The 24,101-nt window shown below is 70.2% G+C and carries 22 protein-coding genes and 1 pseudogene; 12 read left to right on the top strand and 11 right to left on the bottom strand.

Annotated features, from left to right (window positions below):
- Position 1: 1 nt before the first annotated feature.
- Positions 2 to 361: an NADH-quinone oxidoreductase subunit A gene (locus ACFY5B_RS18035; protein ID WP_003974383.1), complete on the bottom strand. Its 360-nt coding sequence runs from the start codon at positions 359 to 361 to the stop codon at positions 2 to 4.
- A 724-nt stretch (positions 362 to 1,085) separates the two neighbouring features.
- On the opposite strand from ACFY5B_RS18035, the gene ACFY5B_RS18030 reads away from it, so the two are divergent.
- Positions 1,086 to 1,919, top strand: a complete 834-nt coding sequence (locus tag ACFY5B_RS18030) for a C40 family peptidase (RefSeq protein ID WP_344467505.1) — start codon at positions 1,086 to 1,088, stop codon at positions 1,917 to 1,919.
- Between the two features lie 455 nt (positions 1,920 to 2,374).
- Complete coding sequence (gene def, locus ACFY5B_RS18025) at positions 2,375 to 3,001, top strand: peptide deformylase (protein ID WP_389970023.1); 627 nt, start codon at positions 2,375 to 2,377, stop codon at positions 2,999 to 3,001.
- A 69-nt stretch (positions 3,002 to 3,070) separates the two neighbouring features.
- Here def and ACFY5B_RS18020 read toward each other — a convergent pair whose 3' ends face one another.
- Positions 3,071 to 4,363 carry a geranylgeranyl reductase family protein gene (locus ACFY5B_RS18020; RefSeq protein ID WP_053669586.1) on the bottom strand — a complete coding sequence of 431 codons (1,293 nt, stop codon included), beginning with the start codon at positions 4,361 to 4,363 and terminating at the stop codon, positions 3,071 to 3,073.
- 99 nt (positions 4,364 to 4,462) lie between these two features.
- Here ACFY5B_RS18020 and ACFY5B_RS18015 point away from each other — a divergent pair, with 99 nt between their 5' ends.
- Both ACFY5B_RS18015 and ACFY5B_RS18010 read left to right on the top strand, forming a co-directional pair.
- The gene (locus tag ACFY5B_RS18015) at positions 4,463 to 4,987 is read left to right on the top strand and encodes a GNAT family N-acetyltransferase (protein ID WP_389970021.1); all 525 of its coding nucleotides are present in this window, start codon (positions 4,463 to 4,465) and stop codon (positions 4,985 to 4,987) included.
- Positions 4,988 to 5,097: 110 nt separating this feature from the next.
- Complete coding sequence (locus tag ACFY5B_RS18010) at positions 5,098 to 5,409, top strand: PASTA domain-containing protein (RefSeq protein ID WP_389970019.1); 312 nt, start codon at positions 5,098 to 5,100, stop codon at positions 5,407 to 5,409.
- Here the strand turns inward: ACFY5B_RS18010 and ACFY5B_RS18005 are convergent.
- The 4 genes and pseudogenes from ACFY5B_RS18005 to ACFY5B_RS17990 all read right to left on the bottom strand — a co-directional run bounded on the left by ACFY5B_RS18005 (position 5,396) and on the right by ACFY5B_RS17990 (position 9,761).
- On the bottom strand, positions 5,396 to 6,091 hold the full coding sequence (locus tag ACFY5B_RS18005; RefSeq protein ID WP_389970017.1) for a demethylmenaquinone methyltransferase: 696 nt from the start codon (positions 6,089 to 6,091) through the stop codon (positions 5,396 to 5,398). The two genes, ACFY5B_RS18010 and ACFY5B_RS18005, sit on opposite strands and share 14 nt — an antisense overlap.
- On the bottom strand, positions 6,088 to 7,203 hold the full coding sequence (locus ACFY5B_RS18000) for an acyltransferase (RefSeq protein WP_389970016.1): 1,116 nt from the start codon (positions 7,201 to 7,203) through the stop codon (positions 6,088 to 6,090). Before ACFY5B_RS18000 ends, ACFY5B_RS18005 begins: the two co-directional genes overlap by 4 nt.
- Positions 7,203 to 9,438 (bottom strand): annotated as a pseudogene (locus ACFY5B_RS17995) (bifunctional polysaccharide deacetylase/glycosyltransferase family 2 protein). Before ACFY5B_RS17995 ends, ACFY5B_RS18000 begins: the two are co-directional and overlap by 1 nt.
- A complete protein-coding gene (locus ACFY5B_RS17990; RefSeq protein ID WP_389970014.1) occupies positions 9,435 to 9,761 on the bottom strand; it encodes a hypothetical protein in 327 nt (108 codons plus the stop codon). The pseudogene ACFY5B_RS17995 and the gene ACFY5B_RS17990 overlap by 4 nt, the downstream one beginning before the upstream one ends.
- A gap of 291 nt (positions 9,762 to 10,052) precedes the next feature.
- Between ACFY5B_RS17990 and ACFY5B_RS17985 the strand changes: the two genes are divergently transcribed.
- Positions 10,053 to 11,072 (top strand): chitinase, encoded by a 1,020-nt coding sequence (locus tag ACFY5B_RS17985; RefSeq protein WP_389970012.1) that lies wholly within the window; start codon positions 10,053 to 10,055, stop codon positions 11,070 to 11,072.
- 58 nt (positions 11,073 to 11,130) lie between these two features.
- Here the strand turns inward: ACFY5B_RS17985 and ACFY5B_RS17980 are convergent, their stop codons facing one another.
- The 5 genes from ACFY5B_RS17980 to ACFY5B_RS17960 all read right to left on the bottom strand — a co-directional run bounded on the left by ACFY5B_RS17980 (position 11,131) and on the right by ACFY5B_RS17960 (position 18,046).
- Entirely contained in the window at positions 11,131 to 11,928 is a 798-nt protein-coding gene (locus tag ACFY5B_RS17980) for a hypothetical protein (protein WP_389970010.1), read from the bottom strand.
- A 6-nt stretch (positions 11,929 to 11,934) separates the two neighbouring features.
- Positions 11,935 to 13,134 (bottom strand): cyclic dehypoxanthinyl futalosine synthase, encoded by a 1,200-nt coding sequence (mqnC, locus tag ACFY5B_RS17975; RefSeq protein WP_351625624.1) that lies wholly within the window; start codon positions 13,132 to 13,134, stop codon positions 11,935 to 11,937.
- Positions 13,135 to 13,204: 70 nt separating this feature from the next.
- Positions 13,205 to 14,194, bottom strand: coding sequence for a CPBP family intramembrane glutamic endopeptidase (locus tag ACFY5B_RS17970; RefSeq protein ID WP_389970008.1), 990 nt, complete (start codon positions 14,192 to 14,194; stop codon positions 13,205 to 13,207).
- A gap of 244 nt (positions 14,195 to 14,438) precedes the next feature.
- On the bottom strand, positions 14,439 to 15,167 hold the full coding sequence (locus ACFY5B_RS17965; RefSeq protein ID WP_389970006.1) for a prepilin peptidase: 729 nt from the start codon (positions 15,165 to 15,167) through the stop codon (positions 14,439 to 14,441).
- Positions 15,164 to 18,046, bottom strand: coding sequence for a BTAD domain-containing putative transcriptional regulator (locus ACFY5B_RS17960; protein ID WP_389970818.1), 2,883 nt, complete (start codon positions 18,044 to 18,046; stop codon positions 15,164 to 15,166). Before ACFY5B_RS17960 ends, ACFY5B_RS17965 begins: the two co-directional genes overlap by 4 nt.
- Positions 18,047 to 18,480: 434 nt before the next feature.
- Here ACFY5B_RS17960 and ACFY5B_RS17955 point away from each other — a divergent pair, with 434 nt between their 5' ends.
- From ACFY5B_RS17955 to ACFY5B_RS17925, 7 genes are all read left to right on the top strand, one after another.
- Positions 18,481 to 19,137: a hypothetical protein gene (locus ACFY5B_RS17955; RefSeq protein ID WP_389970005.1), complete on the top strand. Its 657-nt coding sequence runs from the start codon at positions 18,481 to 18,483 to the stop codon at positions 19,135 to 19,137.
- On the top strand, positions 19,137 to 20,213 hold the full coding sequence (locus ACFY5B_RS17950; protein ID WP_389970003.1) for a hypothetical protein: 1,077 nt from the start codon (positions 19,137 to 19,139) through the stop codon (positions 20,211 to 20,213). The genes ACFY5B_RS17955 and ACFY5B_RS17950 overlap by 1 nt, the downstream gene beginning before the upstream one ends.
- 426 nt (positions 20,214 to 20,639) lie before the next feature.
- The gene (locus tag ACFY5B_RS17945) at positions 20,640 to 21,290 is read left to right on the top strand and encodes a hypothetical protein (protein ID WP_389970001.1); all 651 of its coding nucleotides are present in this window, start codon (positions 20,640 to 20,642) and stop codon (positions 21,288 to 21,290) included.
- Positions 21,287 to 22,375 (top strand): hypothetical protein, encoded by a 1,089-nt coding sequence (locus ACFY5B_RS17940; protein ID WP_389969999.1) that lies wholly within the window; start codon positions 21,287 to 21,289, stop codon positions 22,373 to 22,375. Before ACFY5B_RS17945 ends, ACFY5B_RS17940 begins: the two co-directional genes overlap by 4 nt.
- An 88-nt stretch (positions 22,376 to 22,463) precedes the next feature.
- On the top strand, positions 22,464 to 23,144 hold the full coding sequence (locus ACFY5B_RS17935; protein ID WP_389969997.1) for a hypothetical protein: 681 nt from the start codon (positions 22,464 to 22,466) through the stop codon (positions 23,142 to 23,144).
- Entirely contained in the window at positions 23,120 to 23,812 is a 693-nt protein-coding gene (locus tag ACFY5B_RS17930; protein WP_389969995.1) for a hypothetical protein, read from the top strand. The genes ACFY5B_RS17935 and ACFY5B_RS17930 overlap by 25 nt, the downstream gene beginning before the upstream one ends.
- Before the next feature lie 54 nt (positions 23,813 to 23,866).
- Positions 23,867 to 24,100, top strand: coding sequence for a hypothetical protein (locus ACFY5B_RS17925; protein WP_389969993.1), 234 nt, complete (start codon positions 23,867 to 23,869; stop codon positions 24,098 to 24,100).
- Position 24,101: the final 1 nt, after the last annotated feature.

The raw sequence follows: 24,101 nt of genomic DNA, 5'->3' as shown, positions 1-24,101 counted from the left end.
CTCAGTCCCATTCCAGGCCGCCGCGCCGCCATACGTACGCGTACGCGACGAAGACGGTGAGCACGAAGAGCAGCATCTCCACGAGCCCGAAGATCCCCAGGGCGTCGAAGGTGACGGCCCAGGGGTAGAGGAAGACGATCTCGATATCGAAAATGATGAAGAGCATCGCCGTCAGGTAGTACTTGATCGGGAAGCGCCCGCCACCGGCCGGCGTGGGGGTCGGCTCGATGCCGCACTCGTAGGCCTCGAGCTTGGCCCGGTTGTACCGCTTGGGCCCGATCAACGTGGCCATGACCACGGAGAAGATCGCAAAGCCTGCCCCGAGGGCTCCCAGTACGAGGATGGGCGCATAGGCGTTCACCGCTCCTCGCTCCTCTCAGTCGGCACTGACTGCTGGCGGATGGCGTCGGACTCACGTCCACCCCACCTGTCCCTCGAACCCCGCCCGCCCCGGCGAAGATCGGGAACATGTGAAGCAGGTCACAAGCCCAACCGCGTGCATCTTATGCCCGACGCTCTGTGATCTGCGACACGGGGTATTACCCAACCTTTGTGATCTCCACCACCTGACGATCGATCATGAAGTCGGATGAGCGGTGATCTTCACACGCGAAGCGTCCGAGTGATCACGAGAGGTGACATTTTGGCTCGTCAATGCAGGCCGGAGGGGGCGTCTCCATATCAAGAGGGTTCTCTTGCATGCAAATTCGCGATGGACTTGATCTCTTGATAGAGGCCCGTTCACACGTCAGGGGGTGCGCGGGGCAAGGTGTGGACGTGTGCACGCGTTCACGATCTTCGCGAGGTCGTGACACGGCCGTGACCTCTGCGCCGGGACGCGATCGACAGGACGGCCGTTCCGTGACCTCCGTCACATTGATGAGAGGTCCATGAGAACGGGGCTTGGCCAATCAACCCAACCGATGGTAGGCGCGGGGCAATTCGGGCGTATTGATCAAACGCAGTGATCACAGGCTGGTCACGGGGCGTCCGCAATGTCCGTTACGGCGTCAATAAAGGGTCTCGTTCGGGGGTTTTGGCGGCCCGATTGAGTAACTGTGGCGCAGCCCACGTTTCTTGAAGATATGAAGGAGCCCCTGGTACCGGTTATTCCCATGTCCCACACCGCTCACATACGCAGCCACCGGAAACCCCGCCGCAGCGCGACCTCTTCGATCGCCCTGCGCGCCGGCGTTGCCGGTGGCGTTCTCAGCATGGCAGCGGCGGGTGCGTCGGCTTCGGCGAACGCCGCCGAGCCGGTGACGCAGACCATCGAACTGCCCACCCTGACGGCCGATATGTCCGCTCAGGTCGCCCAGTCCGCCGCCGCCACCCAGCAGGCCGCGGCGAACTACGAGCTGCGCGCCGAGCGTGACGCCGCCGCAGCCAAGGCCGCGACGGAGGCCAAGAAGGACCTCGCCGAGGCGAAGAAGAAGGCGGAGGCCAAGAAGAAGGCCGCCGAGGCCGCCCGCAAGGCCGCCGCCGAGCGCGCCAACCGCAGCACCGAGCGCGCCACCCTCTCCGCGTCCGCGTCCGCCTCCACGTCCGTGTCGGCGCCCGCCAGCGGCAGCGTCGCGACGGTCATCGCGTTCCTCAAGGCCCAGGTGGGCGACGCCTACGTCATGGGCGCCACCGGCCCCAACGCCTGGGACTGCTCTTCCCTCGTGCAGGCCGCGTACAAGCAGGTTGGTGTGGACCTGCCGCGCGTCTCGCAGGACCAGTCGATGGCCGGCACGGACGTCCCGCTCTCCAGCATCCAGGTCGGCGACATCCTGTACTGGGGCGGCAAGGGCTCCGCGTACCACGTGGGTGTCTACATCGGGAACGGCCAGTACCTGGACGCGGCCAACCCGTCCAAGGGCGTCGTCATCCAGGACCTGTCCGGCTACCCGGCGTCGGGAGCGGTGCGCGTCCTCTGACGCCGCACGCCGTCCGGAACCTCCGCGCATACGGGCTCGAGGGCCGTTGCCACTCCAAGGCGACGGCCCTCCCGGCCTGTCCGGGGCCCTCGGGCTCCCGGATCCCTCACCCCGCCTCCCGAGGCGCTCCAGGGGCCCTCAGGGCCCTTCTGGAGGCCACTCGGCACCACGGACCGCCCCTGCGCTTCCGTCACGCTGACATCGTGCGCCCGAATTGTCCCAGCCTGGCAGGGTGTTGACGGCCAGCCGTACGCTGCGGCGGCACCTTCGCTCCCCTGACGGGCCGAAAGTCCCGTACGCCCCGGAACGAACCGCCCCGATGGCCGCGTGTGGCCGGACTGCTCCTGGGACCGGCCCCGGGTGTTCTGCTGTCATGAGTCCCGCAGGGCGGGGGTGCTCCCGCCGCCGGAGCCCGCCCTCCCGCCACCACGGCACTCATCAGAGGGAGACAACAGATGCCGAGCGTCTTCGTACAGGGACGGCCCGTCGACTCCTACCCGCGGCTTGCGCCCGGGGCCCGGAAGGGGAAGGTCCGGCGCATCACCGAGGCCGGCGAGGAGGTTTTGCACAAGCCGTGCCGGGATGTCACCGAGTTCGGTCCCGACCTCGCCGCGCTCATCGACGACATGTTCCTGACCATGTACGTCGCGGACGGGGCCGGGCTCGCGGCGAACCAGGTCGGGGTCGATCTGCGGGTGTTCGTGTACGACTGCCCGGACGACGACGGGGCTCGGCACGTCGGGCACCTCGTCAACCCGGTCCTGGAGCCGCTCGACGCCTCACGCAGGAGGCTCCTCGACGAAGCGGAGGGCTGTCTCTCGGTACCGGGCGCCACGATGGAGGTGCCGCGTCCGGACCGGGCCGTGGTGCGCGGGTTCGACCGGGAAGGCGAGCCGCTCGTGATCGAGGGCACCGGCTACTTCGCCCGCTGCCTCGCGCACGAGACCGACCACTGCGACGGACGGCTCTACCTGGACCGGCTCTCCGCACGGGAACGGAAGGCCGCGCTGCGGCAGGCGGCGGCCCGGCGGGACGAGGTACTCGCACGCCGGGCCGCCGACATCGCGGCGTTGAACGCCTGACGGCAGACCGGGGCCCCGCGGCCACCCGTGCCCGCACACGCGGGCCGGGTGCGCGCGGTGTCCGTTCGTTCAGGCCTTCGGGGCAACCCTGCTCAGCCCGTTGATGATGCGGTCCATCGCGTCGCCGCCCGTGGGGTCGGTGAGGTTCGCGAGGAGCTTCAGCGTGAACTTCATCAGCATCGGGTGCGTCAGACCGCGCTGGGCCGCGATCTGCATGACCTTCGGGTTGCCGATGAGCTTCACGAAGGCGCGGCCGAGCGTGTAGTAGCCGCCGTAGGTGTCCTTCAGGACGCGCGGGTAGCGCTGGAGGGCCAGTTCGCGGCTCGCCGGCGTCGGCCGGGCGTGGGCCTGGACGATGACGTCGGCGGCGATCTGGCCGGACTCCATGGCGTAGGCGATGCCCTCGCCGTTGAAGGGGTTGACCAGGCCGCCGGCGTCACCGACGAGCAGCAGGCCCTTGGTGTAGTGCGGTTGGCGGTTGAAGGCCATCGGCAGGGCGGCGCCCCGGATCGGGCCGGTCATGTTGTCCGGCGTGTAGCCCCAGTCCTCCGGCATGGACGCGCACCAGGCCTTCAGGACCTCGCGCCAGTCCAGCTCCTTGAAGGAGTCGGAGGTGTTGAGCACGCCCAGGCCGACGTTCGAGGTGCCGTCGCCCATGCCGAAGATCCAGCCGTAGCCGGGCAGCAGGCGGTCCTCGGCGCCGCGGCGGTCCCACAGCTCCAGCCAGGACTCGAGGTAGTCGTCCTCGTGGCGCGGGCTGGTGAAGTACGTGCGCACCGCCACGCCCATCGGCCGGTCCTCACGGCGGTGCAGCCCCATCGCCAGGGACAGCCGGGTGGAGTTGCCGTCGGCGGCGACGACGAGAGGCGCGTGGAAGGTGACCTCGCGCTTCTCCTCACCGAGCTTGGCGTGCACCCCCGTGATGCGGCCCGTGCGGTCGTCGACGATCGGCGCGCCCACGTTGCACCGCTCGAAGAGCCGGGCTCCGGCCTTCTGGGCCTGCCGGGCGAGCTGCTCGTCGAAGTCGTCGCGCTTGCGGACGAGGCCGTAGTCGGGGAAGGAGGCGAGATCCGGCCAGTCGAGCTGGAGCCGCACCCCGCCGCCGATGATGCGCAGGCCCTTGTTGCGCAGCCAGCCGGCTTCCTCCGAGATGTCGATGCCCATGGCCACCAGCTGCTTGACGGCACGCGGGGTGAGGCCGTCGCCGCAGACCTTCTCGCGCGGGAAGGCGGTCTTCTCCAGCAGGAGGACGTCCAGCCCCGCCTTGGCGAGGTGGTAGGCGGTGGTGGAGCCCGCCGGCCCCGCGCCCACGACGATCACATCGGCGGTGTTCTCCGAGAGGGGCTCGGTCACGACACTCACGAGCGGGATCTCCCCAAGGTTCGGAATTGATGTGCCGACCGGCACGGGACATGGGCAGTCTATGCAGCGGCATTCATCACCCGGCTGAAGGGCTGCCCCGTGAACCGAGTTCTCCCCGCCGTGCGGCTGCGAGTCCCCACCCACGAGGACGCATTCGTCTGGCACCGGATCTTCGACGACCCGGACGTCATGGAGTTCCAGGGCGGCAGGACCTCGGAACTCTCGGTCTACGAGGAGCTCACCGCCCGCCAGCGCCGGCACGACGCCGAGCTCGGCTTCTGCCTGTGGACCGTGCTCGACGAGTCGGGGCGGGTCATCGGCTTCACCGGCGCCCAGCCGTGGGAGCGCGGCTGGGGCCCGGCCGGCGAGATCGAGATCGGCTGGCGGCTGGGCCGGGAGCACTGGGGCCGGGGCTATGTGACGGCGGCAGCGCGGCAGACTCTGGACCGGGTGCGGGCGGCCGGCGTGCCGGGCGTGGTCGCGATGGTCGACGCCCGCAACAGCCGCTCCATCGCCGTGACGCGGCGACTCGGGATGCGCCTCAGCGAGACGTTCACGACTCCGGCAGCGCGGCGGACGGGGCACTGCTACCGGCTCGACCTCCCCGCCGTTGACGCCGCGTAGTCGACTGTCACAGCAGGCCACCTGTCGCTTCCGGGCGGTACGGGGCGGGAGTTACCCTTCCGGTACCGCTGGGGGTGACATCTGTGCACATAACCCGCAAGGCGCCCGATGTGCGCGTACCGCGTCTGGTCGGCCTGATGGCCGTGGACGCGCGGGAGACGGCCCGGGCGCAGGGTCTCCTCCTCACCACGCCGGACCGGCCCGAGCCCCCGCTCCCCGTCGTCGACTACGTCGTACGCCAGTACCCGCGGCCCGGTGCCGAGGTGCCGCGGGAGTCGATGGTCTACGTGTGGTTCGACTTCGGCCCCGGTGAGGGCGGTGGGGGTGTGCACGAACCGCGCATCCCGCGTCCGCCCCGGGGCGGCCTCCAGCGCGAACTGGACGAGCCGGGCGATACCCACATGGCCCTCAGCCCGCCTTGAAGCCCCGGTGCAGGGCGACGATCCCGCCGCTCAGGTTGCGCCAGGCCACTCGCGACCAGCCGGCCTTGCCCAGCCGCTCGGCCAGCGTGGGCTGGTCGGGCCAGGCGCGGATGGACTCGGCGAGGTAGACGTAGGCGTCGGGGCTGGAGGACACGGCCCGGGCGACCGGCGGCAGGGCGCGCATCAGGTACTCGGTGTAGACCGTGCGGAACGGCGCCCACGTCGGGTGCGAGAACTCGCAGATCACGATCCGCCCGCCCGGCCGGGTCACCCGGAGCATCTCGCGCAGGCCCGCGTCCGTGTCCTGCACGTTGCGCAGCCCGAAGGAGATGGTGACGGCGTCGAAAGTGTCGTCCTTGAAGGGGAGCCGCGTCGCGTCGCCGGCGGTGTACGGCAGCCAGGGCCGGCGCTGCTTGCCGACCTGGAGCATGCCCTGGGAGAAGTCGCACGGCACGACGTAGGCACCGGTCTGCGCGAAGGGCAGCGAGGACGTTCCCGTGCCCGCGGCCAGGTCGAGGATCTTCTGCGCGGGGCGGGCGTCGACCGCCTTGGCGACCTCCTTGCGCCATCGCCGGTCCTGGCCGAGGGACAGCACGTCGTTGGTCAGGTCGTACCGTTCCGCCACGTCGTCGAACATCGAGGCGACTTCGTGCGGCTGCTTGTCCAGGGATGCGCGGGTCACGGGCCCATTCTTGCAGCACCCCCTCCGGGCAGGAGCCGCGGCCGCTTGCGTGCCGCCACGTCCTCCACCCAGCCGCACAGCAGCACGAACACCGCGATCAGCACCCAGCCCACGCCGAACAGGAACCACTGGCTGTCCAGCGGCAGGTACACCTCGAAGGCGGGCACGTCCCAGAACCGGTCGATCAGCGGTACGGCGAGGATCAGCGCGATCTCGTGCCAGAGGTAGATCGTCACCGCCCGCGCGTTGAAGACGGTCACGAGCCGGTCCAGCCGCCGCAACCGGACCAGGTGCGCGAAGTCGGTCCCGAAGCGGGCCTTGGCGTACATCAGCAGTGTCACGAAGCCCGCGGACCAGAAGGCCTGCGCGAGCGGGTTCTCGTCGAGGTCGTACGTGCCGTACTCGGCCTGGTGCGTGAAGGCGTACCAGCCGCCGGACGCGAGGGCGGCCAGCGCGAGCGGGAGCACCGCGGTGGGCTTGAGCCGCGCCAGGACGCCCTCCCGGTGCGCGAAGCCGAGGAGCCAGCAGCACAGGAACGTCGCCAGATCCGTGAGCGCGCTGCCGAGCCGGTCGTCCGGCGGCTGCCACACGAACCGGAAGGCCAGGGCCGGCACGAGGGACGCGAGCAGCACCGGGACGGGAGCGAGCCGGAAGACCCGCAGCAGGAGCGGGGAGAGCAGCACGAACCACAGGTAGGTGCGCAGGTACCAGAGGATCTCCCAGGCCTGCTCGCCCCAGGCGCTGCCCGGCGGGTCGCCGAGCGGCACGACCCAGTAGACGATCTGCCACCCGGGCATCCAGCCGCGCACCAGCATCGCGGTGACCACGAAGACGCCCCAGAACCAGAAGGGCGGCAGCAGCCGGCGCACCCGGCTCCTGATCACCGTGGGCGCGGGGCGCTGGAGGGAGCGCGCCATGAGCGTGCCGGCCAGGCCGAACATCACCCCCATGGAGGGGAAGACCAGTCCGGCCCAGGCCCACCCGAAGGTGTGGTACGCCACGACCCGCACGAGGGCGACGGCCCGCAGGGTGTCGAAGTAGCGGTCCCGGCCGGTGGGCGCCGGAGACACGGGGGCCGCCGCCAGGGCGGCCCCCTTGCTGTGCGCCCCCATCAGCTCGCCCCCGCCGGGGTGCCGACCTCGCCGGTCCGCTTCAGCTTCTGCCAGCGCAGCCGGCCGCCGGTGAGGGCGGTGACGCAGGAGTGGATGAGGACGAGGTACATCATCTGGCGGTAGGCCAGCTGCTGGAGCGGCATCATCAGCAGGTAGCGGTACTTCTCGCCATCGAGATGGAAGGCGTAGGCCGCGCAGACCAGTTGGACGCCGAGCACCGCGAGCCATGCCAGCAGCGCCGCCCCGAAGTCGATGAAGACCATGGAGTACGCGGTGAACACGTCGATGAGCGGGGCGAACACCGGGGTGACGATCTGGAAGAGCACCACCAGCGGCATGCCGACCCGTCCGAAACGCCCCGAAGGCCCTTGGTCCGTCAAGGACTTGCGGTGCTTCCACAACGCCTGCATGGTGCCGTACGACCAGCGGTAGCGCTGGGACCACAGCTGCTTGAGGGAGCCCGGCGCCTCGGTCCAGGCGCGGGCGTGCTCCTCGTAGACGACCCGCCACCCGGCCCTGTGCATGGCGATGGTGATGTCGGTGTCCTCCGCGAGGGTGTCCTCGCTCATGCCGCCCACCTGGAGCACCGCCTCGCGGCGGAACGCCCCGATCGCGCCGGGGATGGTGGGCATGCAGCGCAGCAGGTCGTACATGCGGCGGTCGAGGTTGAAGCCCATCACGTACTCGATGTGCTGCCAGGCGCCGATGACCGTGTCGCGGTTGCCGACCTTGGCGTTGCCCGCGACGGCGCCGACCTCGGGGTCGGCGAAGGGCTGGACGAGGTGCCGTACGGTGTCCGGCTCGAAGACGGTGTCGCCGTCCATCATCACGACGATGTCGTGCCGGGCGCTGCGGACCCCGTGGTTGAGGGCGGCCGGCTTGCCCGCGTTCTCCTGGCGGATGACCCGGACGTTGGTCATGCCGAGTGCGAGGGCGGCCTCGCGCGCGATCTCCGACGTGCCGTCGGTGGAACCGTCGTCCACGACGATGATCTCGATGGGATGGGTGCTGCGCGCGAGGGAGTCGAGGGTGTTGGCGATGCACTCCTTCTCGTTGTACGCGGGGACGATCACGGTCACCGGCCGGGTGACCTCCGGCCCCCAGCTGAACCGGCGCCGGTTGCGCAGGCGGTGGTGGCGGCGGGCGAGGAGGAGCATCATCCCGAAGCGGCCCATGACGGCGACGCCGACGACCACGAGGCCGACGGCGAGCGCCGGGACGGCCCACTCGGCGACGGCGACGGCCGCGACCAGGGCCTTGCCCTCGTAGAGGATCGCACCGGTGGCCTCGCGGTGGGCGGCCTGGAGACGGGACCCGCCGGCCCCCGGGGCCGCTCCCGCAGGCGCCTGCTGTTGCCGCCGCTTCTCCAGGGCGCCGCTGATGGTGGTGAAGGTGTACCCCTTCGCCCGCATCTTCTCGATGTACTCGGGCAGCGCCTTGATCGTCTGCGAGCGCTCGCCGCCCGCGTCGTGGAAGAGGACGGAGGCGCCCTTGTTCTTCTTCGGCGTGGCCCACTGGACGATCTTCTTCACGCCCGGCCGTTTCCAGTCGTCGCTGTCGGTGTCGACGAAGACGCTGGTGTAGCCGTCCTGGCCGAGCTTTTTGTAGACGGGCCAGCTGTAGTTGTCGATGGCGTCGGTCTCGGAGGAGTACGGCGCCCGGAACAGGGTGGTCGTGATGCCGGCCGCGCCCGCGAGCGCCAGCTGGGTCTGCTCCATCTCGCGCCGGACGCGGGCGTCGCTCTGGTACGACAGGTCGACGTGCGTGAAGGTGTGGATTCCGACCTCGTGGCCCTGCTCGACCATGTCCCGCACGACGCCCGGGTAGCGCGACACCATCGATCCCACCAGGAAGAACGTGGCGGGCACGTCGTACTTCTCCAGGATCGACAGGACCTGGGGCGTCCAGGTCGGGTTGGGGCCGTCGTCGAAGGTCAGCGCGATGGTCTTGTCGGGGACGGAGACGGTCGTGGCCTGTCCGCCGCGGAAGGTGACGATCGGCCCGCCTTCGAGGACGTCGTCGGGTACGTCGCCGGCACTGGCCCCGGTGCGCACCCGCTGGTCGCCGCCGACCTCGGCGCGCAGATAGCCGTCGAGGAGCATCACGCAGACCAGGGCGAGCAGGAGCAGCAGGGCGAGGACGACGCGCGGCCGATGCAGCGCGGCGGCCTTGCCGGCGGCCCGCTCCATCCGGGAGGGCGCGGCGCCGGCCGCGGGAGGGGGTGGTCGTGGTCATGGTGCGCCCCGTCGGTTGGCGCCGTTGGACGCGGACGGGGAGGGCGTCGAAGACGACGGGGTGCCGCTCACGGCTCCCCGGGCCGGAGCCGACGGGACGCCGCTGGGCCGGGCCCCCGGGTCACCGGGGCCCCCGAAACCGCCCTGTGGTCCGCCGCCGGGCTCCGCACCCGCGAACGGCAGCAACTGCGACGGTGTCAGGGACGTCCCCCAGCCCATGAAGGCCGCGCCGAGAACGGCCGCGTACCCGAGGCAGACGACCCCCGTCAGGAGGCCGATCCGGCGCAGCAGCCTGGCTCGGCGACCGGACGTGTCAACGAACACGGGACCTTCGGGAGACCCGTTGCCGCGTTTGCGGCGGCGACCGCGAGAGGCGCGCTTTTCGATGGCAGGCTCGGAATGCATTTCCCGGACAGTAGAGTGCCTTTATGTGCCCTAAACTCGGGTTTTCATGTGAGAGACCCATGAGAAACGGCCCAGGCTGTCTTTTCTCTGAGGGTTTTCGGGAACGCCCGCGGAACGCGTCATGAGCACCGACCATCGTGAGACGTTTGCGGCCGGGAAACGTATGAGTCCTTAACCCCTGGCATGTCACGAGAACGGGAGCGCACTGTCATGAGGAGATTTCGGAGGCCGGCCGCGGGGCTCGGATGTCTGATCACCCTGGCCGCCGCCGCGGGCTGTTCGGGCCAGGACGGCCCGGCCCGCTCGGCACCCTCCGTGACGGCTGCGCCCGGCACCTCGGCCCCTTCCGGGAGCGGCACCGCGTACGCCCCGTACGTCAGTGCCGGGGAAGCCGCCGCCACCGACTCGGCCGGTTCCCCCACGACGTACAACCTGGCGTTCGTCATAGCCGACGGCGACGACTGCGTCCCGCGGTGGGACGGCACGCACGCCGTCGGCGACGCGGGGGTCGCCTCCCGTATCGCGAAACTCAAGGAGGGCGGCGGCCGGGTCCGGGTCTCCTTCGGCGGCGCCTCCGGCAGGGAACTCGCGGCGACCTGTGACAGCGCGCCGGAACTGGCAGCGGCCTACGGCAAGGCGCTCGACGCGGCCGGTACGACCCTGGCCGACTTCGACATCGAGGGTGACGAGCTGGGCGACTCCGCCTCCACCGCCCTGCGTTCGAAGGCGATCGTGCGGTTGCAGAAGGAACGGCCCGGCCTGGAGGTCTCGTTCACCCTGCCGGTGATGCCCTCGGGTCTCGGCAAGGCCGGCCTGGCACTCCTGGCCTCCGCCAACGACCACGCTGTGCAGGTCTCCACCGTCAACCTCATGACGATGAACTACGGCTCGACGTACGACGGTGACATGGGCGGCTACGCCCTCACGGCCGCCGAGGCCGCGCACGCCCAGCTGCGGAAGATCTTCAAGACCTCGGACGCGACCGCCTGGCGGGGCATGGCGCTCACCTCGATGATCGGCGTCAACGATGTCGAGGGCGAGACGTTCACGCTCGCGGACGCAGCCGAGGTCCGCGCGTTCGCCGAGGAGAAGGGAATCGCCTGGGTGTCGATGTGGTCGACGGCCCGGGACCGGCAGTGTGCGGACGGCACGGAGTCGGCGAAGGCGGCGACCGACTGCAGCGGGGTGGCACAGAAACCGGGGGCGTTCGGGCGGGCGTTCGCGGGCTGACCCGGCCGGGCCGACCCGGCCCCGGGGTCAGCGGGCCCGGTACACCAGGCGGCCGGGGTCAGCGGGCCCGGTACACCAGGCGGCCGGCCAGCACGGTCGCCACGCAGGTCACCGCGCCGCGCTCGCGCAGGGCCGTCTCGTCGGGCACGTCGAACACGGCCAGGTCGGCCCGGCCACCGACGGACAGCGGGGCGTGGACCGTGCCGCGCAGGTCGTAGCCCTCCGCGAACGGGTCGAGGTCGGGGCGCTCACCGAGGAGCATGCCGGGAGCCCCCGTGGTCCCCACGACGGTCAGCCCGGACCGGGCGACGGCCGTGGCCACCAGCGGATCGCGGAAACGGGCCCCGGGCGAGGCGACGGCCGTCGTGCCGTACCGCAGCATCCGCTGCACCCCGCGCCGTACGCTGCCCGACCAGCGGGTCTCGGTGAGGTCGCCCAGGGCGGCCAACTTCTCGCCCCACAGGGGCTCTTCGCCCAGCTCGTCGGCTTCGCGCGGGTCGGGGTGGTAGCAGTGGCGCAGCAGCCACAGCGGGTGCCACTGGCGCAGACCGGGGGTGAGCACGCCCGGCCAGCGCCGCACCCGGGCTCCCGGTGCCTCTTCGGCGAGCTCCTCGTACGGCCCGACAGCCGTGATCCGGTCGCCGTCCACCAGGACGGCTCCGTCCGCGACGGATGCGTCCGTGCCGGGTGCGTCCGTGGCGGGTGCGTCCGTGCCGGATGCGTCCGTGCCGGATGCGTCCGTGCCGGGTGCGTCCGTGCCGGATGCGTCCGTGGCGGGTGCGTCCGTGCCCAGTGCATCCGTGCCGGGTGCCGCGCCCGCCGGGAGGACCAGCGGGGCGGCGTGGATCGTCAGCACGGTGGGTCAGTTGGGGGCCAGCAGCTTCAGCTCGGGGTGAGCCGTGCCGCCCGCGATGGCCGTGGAGGAGATGTGCGAGACCACGCGGTCGTCGACCGGGTCGTTCGCCGGGTCGTCGTGGACGACGAGGTGCTCGTAGGTCGTGGCACGCTGGGCGGGCACCCGGCCCGCCTTCCGGATCAGATCGATGATCTCCATCCGGTTGGACCGGTGCTTGGCACCGGCCGACGACACCACGTTCTCCTCCAGCATGATCGAGCCGAGGTCGTCGGCGCCGTAGTGCAGGGAGAGCTGGCCGACCTCCTTGCCGGTGGTCAGCCACGAGCCCTGGATGTGGGCGATGTTGTCCATGAACAGCCGCGCGATGGCGATCATCCGCAGGTACTCGAAGAGCGTCGCCTGCGTGCGGCCCTTCAGGTGGTTGTTCTCCGGCTGGTAGGTGTACGGGATGAAGGCGCGGAAGCCGCCCGTACGGTCCTGGACGTCCCGGATCATCCGCAGGTGCTCGATGCGCTCGGCGTTGGTCTCGCCGGTGCCCATCAGCATGGTGGAGGTGGATTCCACGCCCAGGTTGTGGGCGATCTCCATGATCTCCAGCCAGCGCTCGCCGGACTCCTTCAGCGGGGCGATGGCCTTGCGGGGCCGCTCGGGCAGCAGCTCGGCACCTGCACCGGCGAAGGAGTCGAGGCCGGCGGCGTGGATGCGCTGGATGGCCTCTTCGACGGACACCTTGGAGATCCGGGCCATGTGCTCGACCTCGGACGCCCCCAGGCTGTGGATGACCAGCTGCGGGAAAGCGTCCTTGATCGCCTTGAAGTGCTTCTCGTAGTACTCGACGCCGTAGTCCGGGTGGTGTCCGCCCTGGAACATGATCTGCGTGCCGCCCAGCTCGACGGTCTCCGCGCACCTGCGCAGGATGTCGTCCAGGTCCCGCGTCCAGCCCTTGGCGGTGTCCTTGGGGGCGGCGTAGAACGCGCAGAAGCGGCACGCCGTGACGCAGACGTTCGTGTAGTTGATGTTGCGCTCGATGATGTACGTCGCGATGTGCTCGGTCCCGGCGTACCGGCGGCGGCGTACGGCGTCGGCGGCGGCGCCCAGGGCGTGCAGCGGGGCGTCCCGGTACAGCACGAGCGCCTCGTCCGGGGTGATCCGCCCACCGGCGGCTGCACGGTCGAGGATGGGCTGAAGGTCGGCCTTCTCGGTCACCGGGCGTCCCTTTCGTAAGGGTTGTGGACGGACCAGCCCAGCGTACGCCAGCGCCTCGGTGGGCTGGACGTCAGGCCGTGCGGGCGGAGTGGGGGTAGGGGGCGGGCGGGGTGCTCGGTGCCGAGAGGCGCTGCGGCTCGCGCCGCCGGGCGAGCCACAGCACGAGCGCGGCGTAGAGCAGGTCGGTGACCATGGCGGTGAGGGCCAGCGGCCAGGGCGCGTCGGCCGCCGTCTCGTCCGACGACAGTCCGCCGACGACCGCGGCGGAGACGCCGAAGGCCAGCAGGTTGTTCAGCACGTGCAGGGCGATGGCCGCTTCGAGTCCGCCGGTGCGGATCGTGAGCAGTCCCGCCACGAGACCGTTCAGCAGCAGCCCGAGGAACCCCCACCGGGTGCCCCAGCCGTGGGCCGCGGCGAACAGCACGGCCTGCGGGATCACGGCGAGCCATGGGGAGCGCACGAACGCTCCGACCGCCTGCAGCAGCCAGCCGCGGAAGACGTATTCCTCGGCCGCGGCCTGCAGCGGGACGAGGAGGACCAGGACGGCCAGCGCCGCGAGGAAGGAGCGCCAGCCCACCCAGGTGTCGGACTCGTCCGAGCCGTCCGGCAGGAAGAAGGCGATCACTGTGAGCAGGAGGATGGGCGGCAGCCCGGCCAGCAGACACCACCCGAGCCAGCCGATCCGCAGCCGTCCGGTGACCGACGTGACGGTCCCGGCGGCCCGTCTCGCCGGCCACAGCGTGGCCAGCAGCACCAGGGGCAGGGCTATCGCGAGGGACACGAGATCCATCGCGGTGTTCCCGAGCGGCCCTAAGTCGGCACCTCCATCGGGTAGTTCGGGAGCACCGAGCGCCGTGCCGAGCCCGATGGAGACGGCCAGCAGCACGAGCAGAATCACGAAGTAGGCGAGGGCCAACAACACCGTGCCGACCAGCGGCCGCCACCAGCGGTGACGACCTGTCGTGCGGTCCAGGCGGTGGTACGGGTGAGGGGCGGGGTCCGGGAACGGGCCGACGGGGGGCGCGGTCGGGTAGGCGGGGTAGGGCGACGCGTTTGTCATGATCAGCATCATGACAGCGCCGGTTGCGTGGATCACACGCATTCGGTGAGGGTCACGCGCCGTGCACGGCATGCCGGAGACCGTGTCCGCGCCGGGCGCCGGTTCAGGCCGTGTACGCGTCGGGCGCCGGTTCAGGCCGTGTACGCGTCGGGCGCCGGTTCAGGCCGTGTTCGCGCCGGGCGTCGGTGTCAGGCCGTGTACGCGTCGGGCGCGGGTTCAGGCCGTGTTCGCGTCGGGCGCCGGTTCAGGCCGTGTACGCGCCCACCAAAAGGCCCAGGAACGCGCCCGTGATCAGGAACGGGCCGAAGGGGATGGCTGTCTTGCGGGTGGCTCGACGGGTGATCACCAGGGCGGCGCCGTACAGCGCGCCCAGGAGGAAACCGGCGAACGTGCCGAGCATGACCGTCGGCCAGCCGTACCAGCCGAGGGCCGCGCCGGTGCCGAGGGCGAGCTTGACGTCGCCGAAGCCCATGCCGGCGGGGTTGATGAGGAACAGGACGAAGTAGCCGCCGCCCAGGGCGAGGGAGCCGAGCAGGGCGGTCGTCCAGTGGCCCGCGTGTTCGGGGACGAGGGCGGTGAGGCCGAGCAGGGTCAGAGCGGCCGCGGCGAACGGGAGGGTGAGCGGGTCGGGCAGGCGCCGTACCCGGAAGTCGACGACCGTGAGCAGCACGCCGACCGGGGCGAGCAGCAGCCAGACCCCCAGCTCGGGGCGGGTGCCGGTCGCTGCGGCGAGGACCGCGCAGACCAGGGCGGTGGCGATCGTGAGGGGCGTCGTACGCGGTCCGTATCCGGACTCCGCACACTCCCGGCATACCGCCCGCCCCAGCCAGCCCTCGACGGCGTGCCCGCCGGGGCACTCCTCCCGCCACGACTCCCCCGACGGCGTCGAGAACCGGTAGGCCGCGCGCGGCAGCAACCCGCCCGCCGCCGCACCCCACAGCGCGGCGACGAGGACCAGCAGCCCGGTGCTCATCCCACCGCGGCGATCGCGTCACGCCACGTCGGCAGCAGCTCGTCGAGCAGCGCCTCGGTGCGCGGCGGCAGCCCACGGGCGCCGCTACGGCCGATGAGGTCGGTGGCGAGTCCGGTCAGCCGCTCCGTGTCACCGGTGGCGTGGGTGGCGCGCAGCAGCTCGTGCCACAGGCGCTCGTCGGCCGGAGCGGTGCGCAGGGCCGCGTTGAGCGCCTCGATGGCCTTCTCCGCGCGGTCCTTCTCCATGTGGAACTCGCACAGCGCGAGCCCCGTGTCCGCGACGAGCAGCGGCAACTGGGCGTCCACGATCTCGTGGGAGAGCCACTGGTAACGGCCCTCCGGCCGGTCGGCGAGCAGCGGCCCGCGCACCAGCACCAGCGCGTCGGTGAGCAGCCGCCCGCGCACGGCCCGGCTGTCGACGCCCCGGCCCTGCGTGGCCTCGTGGTACAGGGACCGCAGCACGTCCAGGTCGGAGACGACCGTCTTGGCGAGCGTGAGCCGGCCGGAGCCGTCGGTGGCGAGGCGGGGCGTGCCGTCGGGGTCGGTACCGAGCCAGTCGCGCAGCCGGTCGAGCAGCGCGCCGCGCACGTCGTCGGTGACACCGCGCGGCCACAGCGCCGAGGACAGAACGCGCGGGTGAACGCCCTCGCGGTGCAGGAGCAGCAGGGCGAGCGCCTCGTGCAGCAGCGCGCTGCGCTCCCCGTCCGGATTGTCCAGCCCGATGATCTCGTACGGCCCCACGAGCCGGGCGTACACGGCCGGACGCCCCTGCTCGCTGATGTCGACGAGGAACGGCGGGGCGGTCGCGGGCCCGTCGCTCTCGCGCTCCGGGTCGGCCTCGACGAACAGCTCGACGACGGCCCGTTGTTGGGCGACGGGCAGCAACTGGGCGTCGAGTTCGAGCCCGAGGAGGGGCGCGAGCAGCTTGCCCTGACCGGTGATCTCCATCTCCCAGGCGGCGCCCGGCAGATCGCCGGTCTCGGTGCCGACGAAGTAGCCGATGCCGAGACGGCCAGCGTCGGCGGCGAGTTCGGCGAGCTTGACGGCGTCCTCGGCGGACGGCTGGGCGGCGAGCAGGACCAGGTGCGGGGCCCAACGGGTGTGCTGGGCGGGCCCGGTGCGCCCGGTGAGGACGGAGTCGTGCCCGGCGGCGCCCAGCGCTCCGCGCCGCTGCCGCGTCTCGGCCTCCATGGTCTCGACGAGGGCCTCGACGTCCTCCAGGTGCCGGATCCGGTTCGGGGCGAGGGGCGTGAGGTCTTCGCCGAAGCCGACGAGCGTGATGGTCATGCGGTCCGACCAGCCGTTGGTCGCCAACTCGGCGGCCACGGACGCGAAGACGGCGGCCCGGTCGGCCTCCCGGCCGCTCAGCGAGACGATGCCGGGCACGGCCTCCAGGTTGAGCAGCAGCCGCGAGTCGTCCATGGTGCCGAGGCTGACGAGGCCGGGGTAGGGCGCGGCCGTGTCGACGTCCTCGTAACGCTCGGCGTCGGCGCGGGAGAGCATCCAGAACGTCTGGTCCTGCCCCTGCTGCCAGGGGGCCGGGGGCTTTCCGGCGGGCTGGGCGAGCTGGAGGTGCAGGTCGCCGTTGCTGAGCCAGGCCGCGTACACGACCGGCAGCGCGCGCGACTCCTCGGCGAGGGAGGCGGCGAGACCGCGCAGGCTCCGGTCGAGCAGCCGTACGCCCTCGGGGTCGGCGCCGACGAGCAGCGCGTCCTGGACGTCCTGTGCGTCGCCGCTCGGCGTGGGCGGCTCCATGCCGCGCCGTCCGCCGGTGGATCCGAACGCCGACTGCCACAGGGCCTGCCGGCGGCGCCGCCCCAGGGCGCCGAGGAGACCGGCGGCGAGGAGGGGCGCGGTGAGGAGGGCTTCGGGCAGGCCGAAGGAGCTGTCGGACTCGGCGCCGACGGAGGTGGCCTGCTGGTGCCCGGTGTCGTGGTGGGCGGGCCGCTGCTGGTCGGGGACGGACACCTGGGTGGCGCCGCCACCTGCGTGCTCGTGTCCGCCGCCCTGGGCACCTGCGCCTTGCGCATGGTCGCCCGTCCGGGCGTAGTCGCTGATCTGCTGCTGCACTTCGGGCGACACGTCGGGTGCCTCGTCGGGCATCTCGACGAGGTCGCCGCCGCGGGCGTCGCCCGGCATCTCCATGATCCAGCCGGGCCGGATGAGGCTGGCCTCGGAGAGCTTGGACCCGTCCGGCTGCACGCGGTCCTTGTTGAGCTCGAAGATCTCCTTGTAACGACGCCCATCACCGAGGTGCCGTTGGGCTATCTCCCAGAGGGAGTCGTGGTGACGGCCCTCGGGCGGCTGGATCCGGTAGAACTTCGTGTCGCCCTGCTTGGCGGTGCTGCCGCCGGCGTCGGCGTGGGCGGCGGCGTGCGAAGCCTGTTCGGCGAGGGCGGCCGCGGCGCCGGAGGCCTGCTCCTGCTGCTGGGCGAAGATGCCCGGGGTGGCCTGGGCGGCTGCGACGGTCGGCTTCTGGTTGGCGTCGTAGCTGTTCCCGAGCTGCGACAGCCCCGGCGTGAAGCTGGCGGCGGTGGCGCCGACGAGCAGCAGGGCGGCGACGAGCTGACGTGCGAGCAACTGACTCGGTCCGGCGCCGGGCACCCGCCCCGGCACGCCGACACCCGACAGCGCGGCCTTCATCTCCACGAGCACGCACGCCGTGAACTGCGCCCACGCCAGCCACACGATGACGGTGAGGATGTTCAGGAACGTGTGAACGGTGATCTCTTGCTGCAGCCAGTCGAGACTGGGCACCCCGTTCGGCAGCGGCCACCCGATCTGCGTGGCCAGCGCGCCCGGGACGCCGAGGAGCAGCACGGCCAGGGCGACGAAGGCGAAGAACGCCTTGACGATGTCCCCGAACGACCGCCGCCGCATCCTCACCGGCTGCGGGGTCCGGTTCCTGGGGGCGGCCGTGGCTCCCGTCGGTCCCGTCGTACTTCCGGACGTACTTCCCGTCGAGCTTGACGAGCTTGAGGTGCGGCGTCGCGGCATGGCGGGTGTCCTGGGGTCGTGTGTGGAGTGGGGTGGGGCTGGGGAGTGGGGTGAGGGTGTGCTGAGCCTACAGAGATCTTATGGACTCTTATTGAGGTCGTCGAAGGGCAGCCGTAAGGAACCTCACTGGCGTCCGATTTGCCCTTGTGGCCGCGGGCGTCGAACCCGCGGCCGAACTTGACGATCAACCTTCTTCGCGAGTGCCACTCGCACCCCTCACACTCTCCACACAATCGCCCATGGTGGGCGGAGGACCCAACACGCCCTCCTGATAGCTTCGTTCTCAGTTGCACACGTCGAACTTCGGGGGAGAAGCCGTGGCCCGCCGCGCTCTGACCACCACAGCCACCGCGTTCGCCGCGGCGGCGGCACTGCTGCTGACCGCGTGCGGCGGGAGCGGCGACGACAAGTCGTCGGACGACATCAAGGGGGCGAGTGACGGGTCGAGCCGCCCGTCGGCGTCCGCGTCCGGCCCCGCCGGGGACGACCGCCCGGACGTCAGCGTGCCGAAGGACCTGAAGCTGGTCTTCGACTTCGACAAGCCGTCCGACGCGAAGCAGGCAGCGGCACTGTCCGACGCCGAGAATTACGTCCGTGCGCTGAAGCACGGCATCGCGGCGCAGGATCCCGACGACCCGGCGTACCGGTTCTACTCGGGCGCGCAGGCAACGCAGTACGCCAAGTCGCAGATCGAGGCGTGGGTGAAGGGCGGGTGGACCGTCTACGGGACGGACAAGTACTACGACGAGGATGTCGCCGCCATGAGCGACGGCAAGGGCGTCGTCGTCTCGTTCTGCAGGAACCAGGCCAAGTCCTACAGCAAGGACATCAAGACCGGGAAGGTCCACTACACGGAGGAAAGCGCCGATAGCTACCAGAAGTTCAGGCTTCTGATGGTGCCCCCGTCCGCCGACTCCGCAGTCTGGAGGACCGTGACAATCGAGGTGCTCGGGAAGGCACAGGAATGCCGGTGATGGCGTCGCTGCGCCGAGCGATGTGCTTGGGTGCGGCTGTCGGCGTGGCGACGGCGCTGGCGACCACCGGGGTCGCCCAGGCGAACGACCTCCCCGGGAACACGACCGCTCCCGCACCGCCTCCTGCGACGGGCAACGCGAGCAACCAGGAACTCTCCGCTGCCGTATCCCGCATCAAGGTCACGCAGACGAGTGGCCCCACCGGCGGCAAGCGGGGCACTCTGTCCTCCACCGACGTCAACTGGGAGCCCCCGCCCTGTTGGTACGAACCCGCCATGACGCCGGAGCAGTTGAAGAAGTTCTCGGAGACGGGCCTGGCCCTGGGCCAGGTCAGCCCCCACGCGTCCTGGGGTGGTCAGAAGCTGTGGACGGATCACTACCGGGACGGCAAGGACGCCTACAACTACGAGGACGGGTCCCTCATCACCCGCAAGGGCTATGACAACTACAACCTCGGCGAGGACGGCTACTTCTGGCGCGGAGTGGCCACCGACCTCGAGGACCCGGACTCGTACGGCTGCGAACGCGTCATGTTCTGGCAGGACGCCGGCGAGATCCCCGACGTACCGAACGCCCCCACGGCCCGAACCCTCGCCGAATACGCATACAACAAGGTCAAGGTCCCCGACACCGAGATCGAGTTGAGGCCGACGACCAAGTCCACGGTCAACCTGCCCACCTGGGTCTGGCTCGACAAGGGCACCTTCAAGGACGTCAAGGTCCGCGCCGCTCTGCCGAACACGGGCCTGTGGGCGGAGACGACGGCCAAGCCGGTCGCCCTCCACCTGGACCCGGGCACCGAGGACGCCGAGGTCTTCCCCGCCTCCGGCGACTGCGCGATCCACGACGACGGCTCCATCGGCACGCCCTACACCAAGGCCAACGCCGACAAAACGCCCCCGTGCGGCATCCGCTACCTCCGCGCGACCGACGGCACGCCGTACCAACTCTCCGCCAGCGTCACCTGGCAGATCACCTGGCAAGGCTCCGACGGCACCGACGGCGACCTCCCCGACGGCACCTTCGAAACCACCCAGGACATGAACGTCCAGGAGATCCAGTCGATCAACCGCTGAGCGACTCCAGCGGAACCAGGCAGGAAGGCATGCTCGAAGAACCCGTGCGTTAAACCGGGTCGAGTTCGCGAGTGGTACAGCCGCCCCGTTGGCGAGGCGCCGTTCCTTCCGCGACGTCGAACGAAGGGACATCGACGTGGACTTGCCCGGCTGACCGGCACAACGGCCGTTCAAGGTCCAAGGGTTCCTCGGGCAGTCCCCGGAGGAGCGAGGAAAGGTGGAGGAGCGTGAGTACGCGGCCGACGACTTCCCCGTCATCTGGGCGGGCGTGCGCCGCCACCCGGTCGTGAGCTGCACCGTTCGCAACTGCCACGCCACACTCCTCACCTCCCCCACACAATCCACCACTGCCTCTCATGGAGCCATGACCGGCCCCTGATAGCTTCGTTCCCTAGCGTGTACACCGAAACAACGGGGAGATCAACAGTGGCCCGCCGCGCACTGACCACCACTGTCGCAGCGTTCGCCACGACGGCGGCGCTGCTTCTGACCGCCTGTGGCGGGGGCGACGACTCGGCGTCGGACGACATCAAGGGCGCGGGCACCGGAAAAGACGCCCCTTCGGCTTCCCCGTCTGCTGCCTCGGGCCGGCCTGACGTGAGTCTGCCGAATGACCTCGAGGTCGAGTTCGACGTCGCGAAGCCGTCCGACACGCGCCACGCGGCAGCTCTGGAGAGCGCGCAGAACTACATCCTGGCTCTCGACCACGGCATCACGACCCAGAACCCGGACGACCCGGCCTACCGGTTCTATTCACTGGGTAGTGCCACCAAGTACGCGAAGTCGCAGATCCAGGCATGGGTTGACGACGACTGGACCGCGACAGGATCCGACCGCTACTACCGGGGCAGGACCGACGACGTCGGCACGTCGAAGGGCGTCCTGGTCACGATGTGCCGAGATCAGAGCAAGTTCTACGGCAAGAACGTGAAGACGAAGAAGATCCGGTACACGAAGGAAAGCCTCAACGACTTCCAGCAGTTCCGCCTTCTGATGAAGTCGCCACAGGGATCCCAGAAGGTATGGAAGGTACTGCAGATTGAGGTGCAAGGGCGCGTGGAGGACTGCCGTCGATGAGTCACCTGCGACGCTCTCTGACCTGGTCCACCGCACTGACGGTGGCCGCCGTGCTGGGATGCGGAAGCACAGCGTACGCAGCGGGGCCGGAAGACAACACGAACGTGCCACCGGCCGACAAGAAGAGCGGCGGCGGTACCGACGGCAAGGGAGGCCTGTCGGCTTCCGTCTCCAACATCAAAATCACGTACCCGAGTGGTGGTGACGGCGGTGGCAAAGAAGGCAACCTCGGCACGGTCGACCCCAACTGGAAGCCGCCGGCCTGCTGGTACGAGCCCGCGTTCAGCCCGGAAGAGTTGAAGAGGTTCGTGGACACGGACGGCGGCGGCGACGTGGGCATCCACGAGTCGTGGATCGGCAAGGGCCTGTGGACCGACCACTACCGGGACGGCAAGCCTGCGGACAACTTCGATCTGCACGCGCCGACGAACAGCTCCGCCGAGGGCTACAAGGACTACAACCTCGGCAAGGACGGCTACTTCTGGCGAGGTGTCGCTCCCGACCCCGACGACCCGGACACCTGGGACTGCGGCCGCATCATGTTCTGGGTCGACGCCGGCGGAATCCCGGACGACCCGAACGCTCCCACCCCGAAGACCCTCGCCGAATACGCCTACAACAAGGTCAAGGTCCCCGACACCGAGATCGAGCTGAAGCCGGCGGCCAAATCCACGGTCAACCTGCCCACTTGGGTCTGGCTCGACAAGGGCACCTTCAAGGACGTCAAGGTCCGCGCCGCTCTGCCGAACACGGGCCTGTGGGCGGAGACCACCGCCAAGCCGGTCGCCCTCCACCTGGACCCGGGCACCGAGGACGCCGAAGTCTTCCCCGCCTCCGGCGACTGCGCGATCGACGACGACGGCTCCATCGGCACGCCCTACGCCAAGGGCAACGCCGACAAAACGCCCCCGTGCGGCATCCGCTACCTCCGCGCGACCGACGGCGCCCCCTACCAGCTCTCCGCCAGCGTCACCTGGAAGATCACCTGGGAAGGCTCCGACGGCACCGACGGCGACCTCCCCGACGGCACCTTCGAGACCACCCAGGACATGAACGTCCAGGAGATCCAGTCGGTCAACCGCTGACCCGGCAGCTGCCGGTCACGGACCGACGACCGCGTTCGCAACCGCCACGCCATACCTGACGACGATCGGACAATGGAGAGATGCGCCTGTGACTCGCCGCGCTCTGAAGACGACACCCGCCGTGCTCACTGTGGCAGCGGCCCTGCTGCTCACCGCCTGCGGCGGGGGTGGCGACGGCTCGTCGGACGGCATCGAGGGAGCGGGCAAGGTCGCAGGCAGCCCTTCCGGATCGCCCTCGGGCCCGGCCTCGACGGATACCGAGCGGCCTGATGTGAGTGTCCCGAAGGACCTGGATCTGGTCTTCGATTTCGAGAAGCCATCGGACCGGGACAGCGCTGCAGCCCTGGAGGACGCCGCCAACTACATCCGCGCACTGAACCACGGCATCACGAAGCAGGACGCGGCCGATCCGGCCTTCCAGTTCTACTCGTCGGGCCAGGCCGCCCGGTACGCGCACTCGCAGATCAAGGAGTACGTGGACGGCGGTTGGACACTTACGGGCACGGACCGGTACTACGACGCCGAAATCAGCGCTCACGACGAGACCGAGAAGATCAAGACGGTCAGCGTCACCTTCTGTGAGGACCAGTCCAAGGTCTTCGGCAGGGAAGTCACGAGCAAGAAGGTCCACCGTACGAAGGAAAGTCCGGCCAGCTACCAGAAGTTCACTCTTCTCATGGCCTCCGTGAAGGACAACCCGGTGTGGCGTGCCCAGCGGGTCACCGTCGAGGGGAAGGCAGCGGCATGCGTCCGATCGGCGGCGATGTGACACCGACGGGGGGATCGATCGTGGTCCGCGGCGCACTGACCACCACTGCCGCAGCGTTCGCCATGGCGTCGGCGTTGCTTCTGACCGCCTGTGGCGGGGGCGACGACTCGCCGTCGGACGACATCAACGGCTCGGGCAACAGCTCGCGTACACCGACGGCCGCGGAATCGTCCGCGACGCCCGGCGTGAAGCGCCCGGTCATCACACTCCCCAGCAGCTTCCAGCTGACCTTCGAGCAGTGGACGAGCAGCGACCCGGTGGAGCAGGCGGTACTCAACGACGGCAAGGAGGAACTCCGGGCCGGCTACGCGGCGATCACCGCGAACGATCCCGACAGCGGAGCCATCGCCTTCTACGACACCGAGGGCGTCCGCCGACAGACCAAGCAGTGGGTCAAGTCCTACACGGACAAGGACCTCACCGTCGTCGGCAAGCTGCCCGCCTTCGACCCCAAGATCGTCATGGCCGGCAACGGCAAGGGGGCGGCGCTCACCTACTGCACGGACGAGACCGACGCGAAGACCAGAAACCGCAAGACCGGCACGGTCGAGGGGAACCCGGCAGGCACCGACCCCTACGTCCGCTACTCGCTCTCTCTGGTGAAGAACGAGCAGGGCGTGTGGCAGAACTCGTCGGTGCGCGGTGAAAGAGGAAAGTGCTCCAGGTGAGGGCGCCGCACCGAGCATGACCCATACGCACGCCGAACCGGGGAGAAACAAACCGTGCCTCGCCCTCTGACCGCAACCGCCTCCGCGCTGACCATGGCGGTGGCGGTTCCGCTCACCACGTGCCGCGGGAGCGGCGACCCGTCGTCGGACTCCGTCAAGGGAGCGGGTGCGGAGCACATTCCGTCCGCGACCGACCCGCATGTGGCCTACGTCGTCACGCTGCAGAAGAGCGAGCAGGGCGTGTGGCGGACCGTGTCCACAGCATCCGACAGGGGCGGTTGCTCCTGAT

Source organism: Streptomyces sp. NPDC013187 (assembly GCF_042899705.1).
GTDB lineage: Bacteria > Actinomycetota > Actinomycetes > Streptomycetales > Streptomycetaceae > Streptomyces > Streptomyces hawaiiensis_A.
The sequence above is the reverse complement of the archived record's forward strand: the minus strand, read 5'-3'. Positions and strand labels throughout refer to the sequence as shown.

Excerpts from the sequence above, each read along its gene's own strand:
- def (WP_389970023.1), top strand. The coding sequence starts at position 2,375 with ATGCCGAGCGTCTTCGTACAGGGACGGCCCGTCGACTCCTACCCGCGG.
- ACFY5B_RS17930 (WP_389969995.1), top strand. The coding sequence starts at position 23,120 with ATGCGTCCGATCGGCGGCGATGTGACACCGACGGGGGGATCGATCGTG.
- ACFY5B_RS18000 (WP_389970016.1), bottom strand. The coding sequence starts at position 7,203 with ATGGGGGCGCACAGCAAGGGGGCCGCCCTGGCGGCGGCCCCCGTGTCT.
- ACFY5B_RS17970 (WP_389970008.1), bottom strand. The coding sequence starts at position 14,194 with ATGACAAACGCGTCGCCCTACCCCGCCTACCCGACCGCGCCCCCCGTC.
- ACFY5B_RS18030 (WP_344467505.1), top strand. The coding sequence starts at position 1,086 with ATGAAGGAGCCCCTGGTACCGGTTATTCCCATGTCCCACACCGCTCAC.
- ACFY5B_RS17950 (WP_389970003.1), top strand. The coding sequence starts at position 19,137 with ATGGCGTCGCTGCGCCGAGCGATGTGCTTGGGTGCGGCTGTCGGCGTG.
- ACFY5B_RS17960 (WP_389970818.1), bottom strand. The coding sequence starts at position 18,046 with ATGCGGCGGCGGTCGTTCGGGGACATCGTCAAGGCGTTCTTCGCCTTC.
- ACFY5B_RS17965 (WP_389970006.1), bottom strand. The coding sequence starts at position 15,167 with ATGAGCACCGGGCTGCTGGTCCTCGTCGCCGCGCTGTGGGGTGCGGCG.
- ACFY5B_RS17940 (WP_389969999.1), top strand. The coding sequence starts at position 21,287 with ATGAGTCACCTGCGACGCTCTCTGACCTGGTCCACCGCACTGACGGTG.
- ACFY5B_RS17985 (WP_389970012.1), top strand. The coding sequence starts at position 10,053 with ATGAGGAGATTTCGGAGGCCGGCCGCGGGGCTCGGATGTCTGATCACC.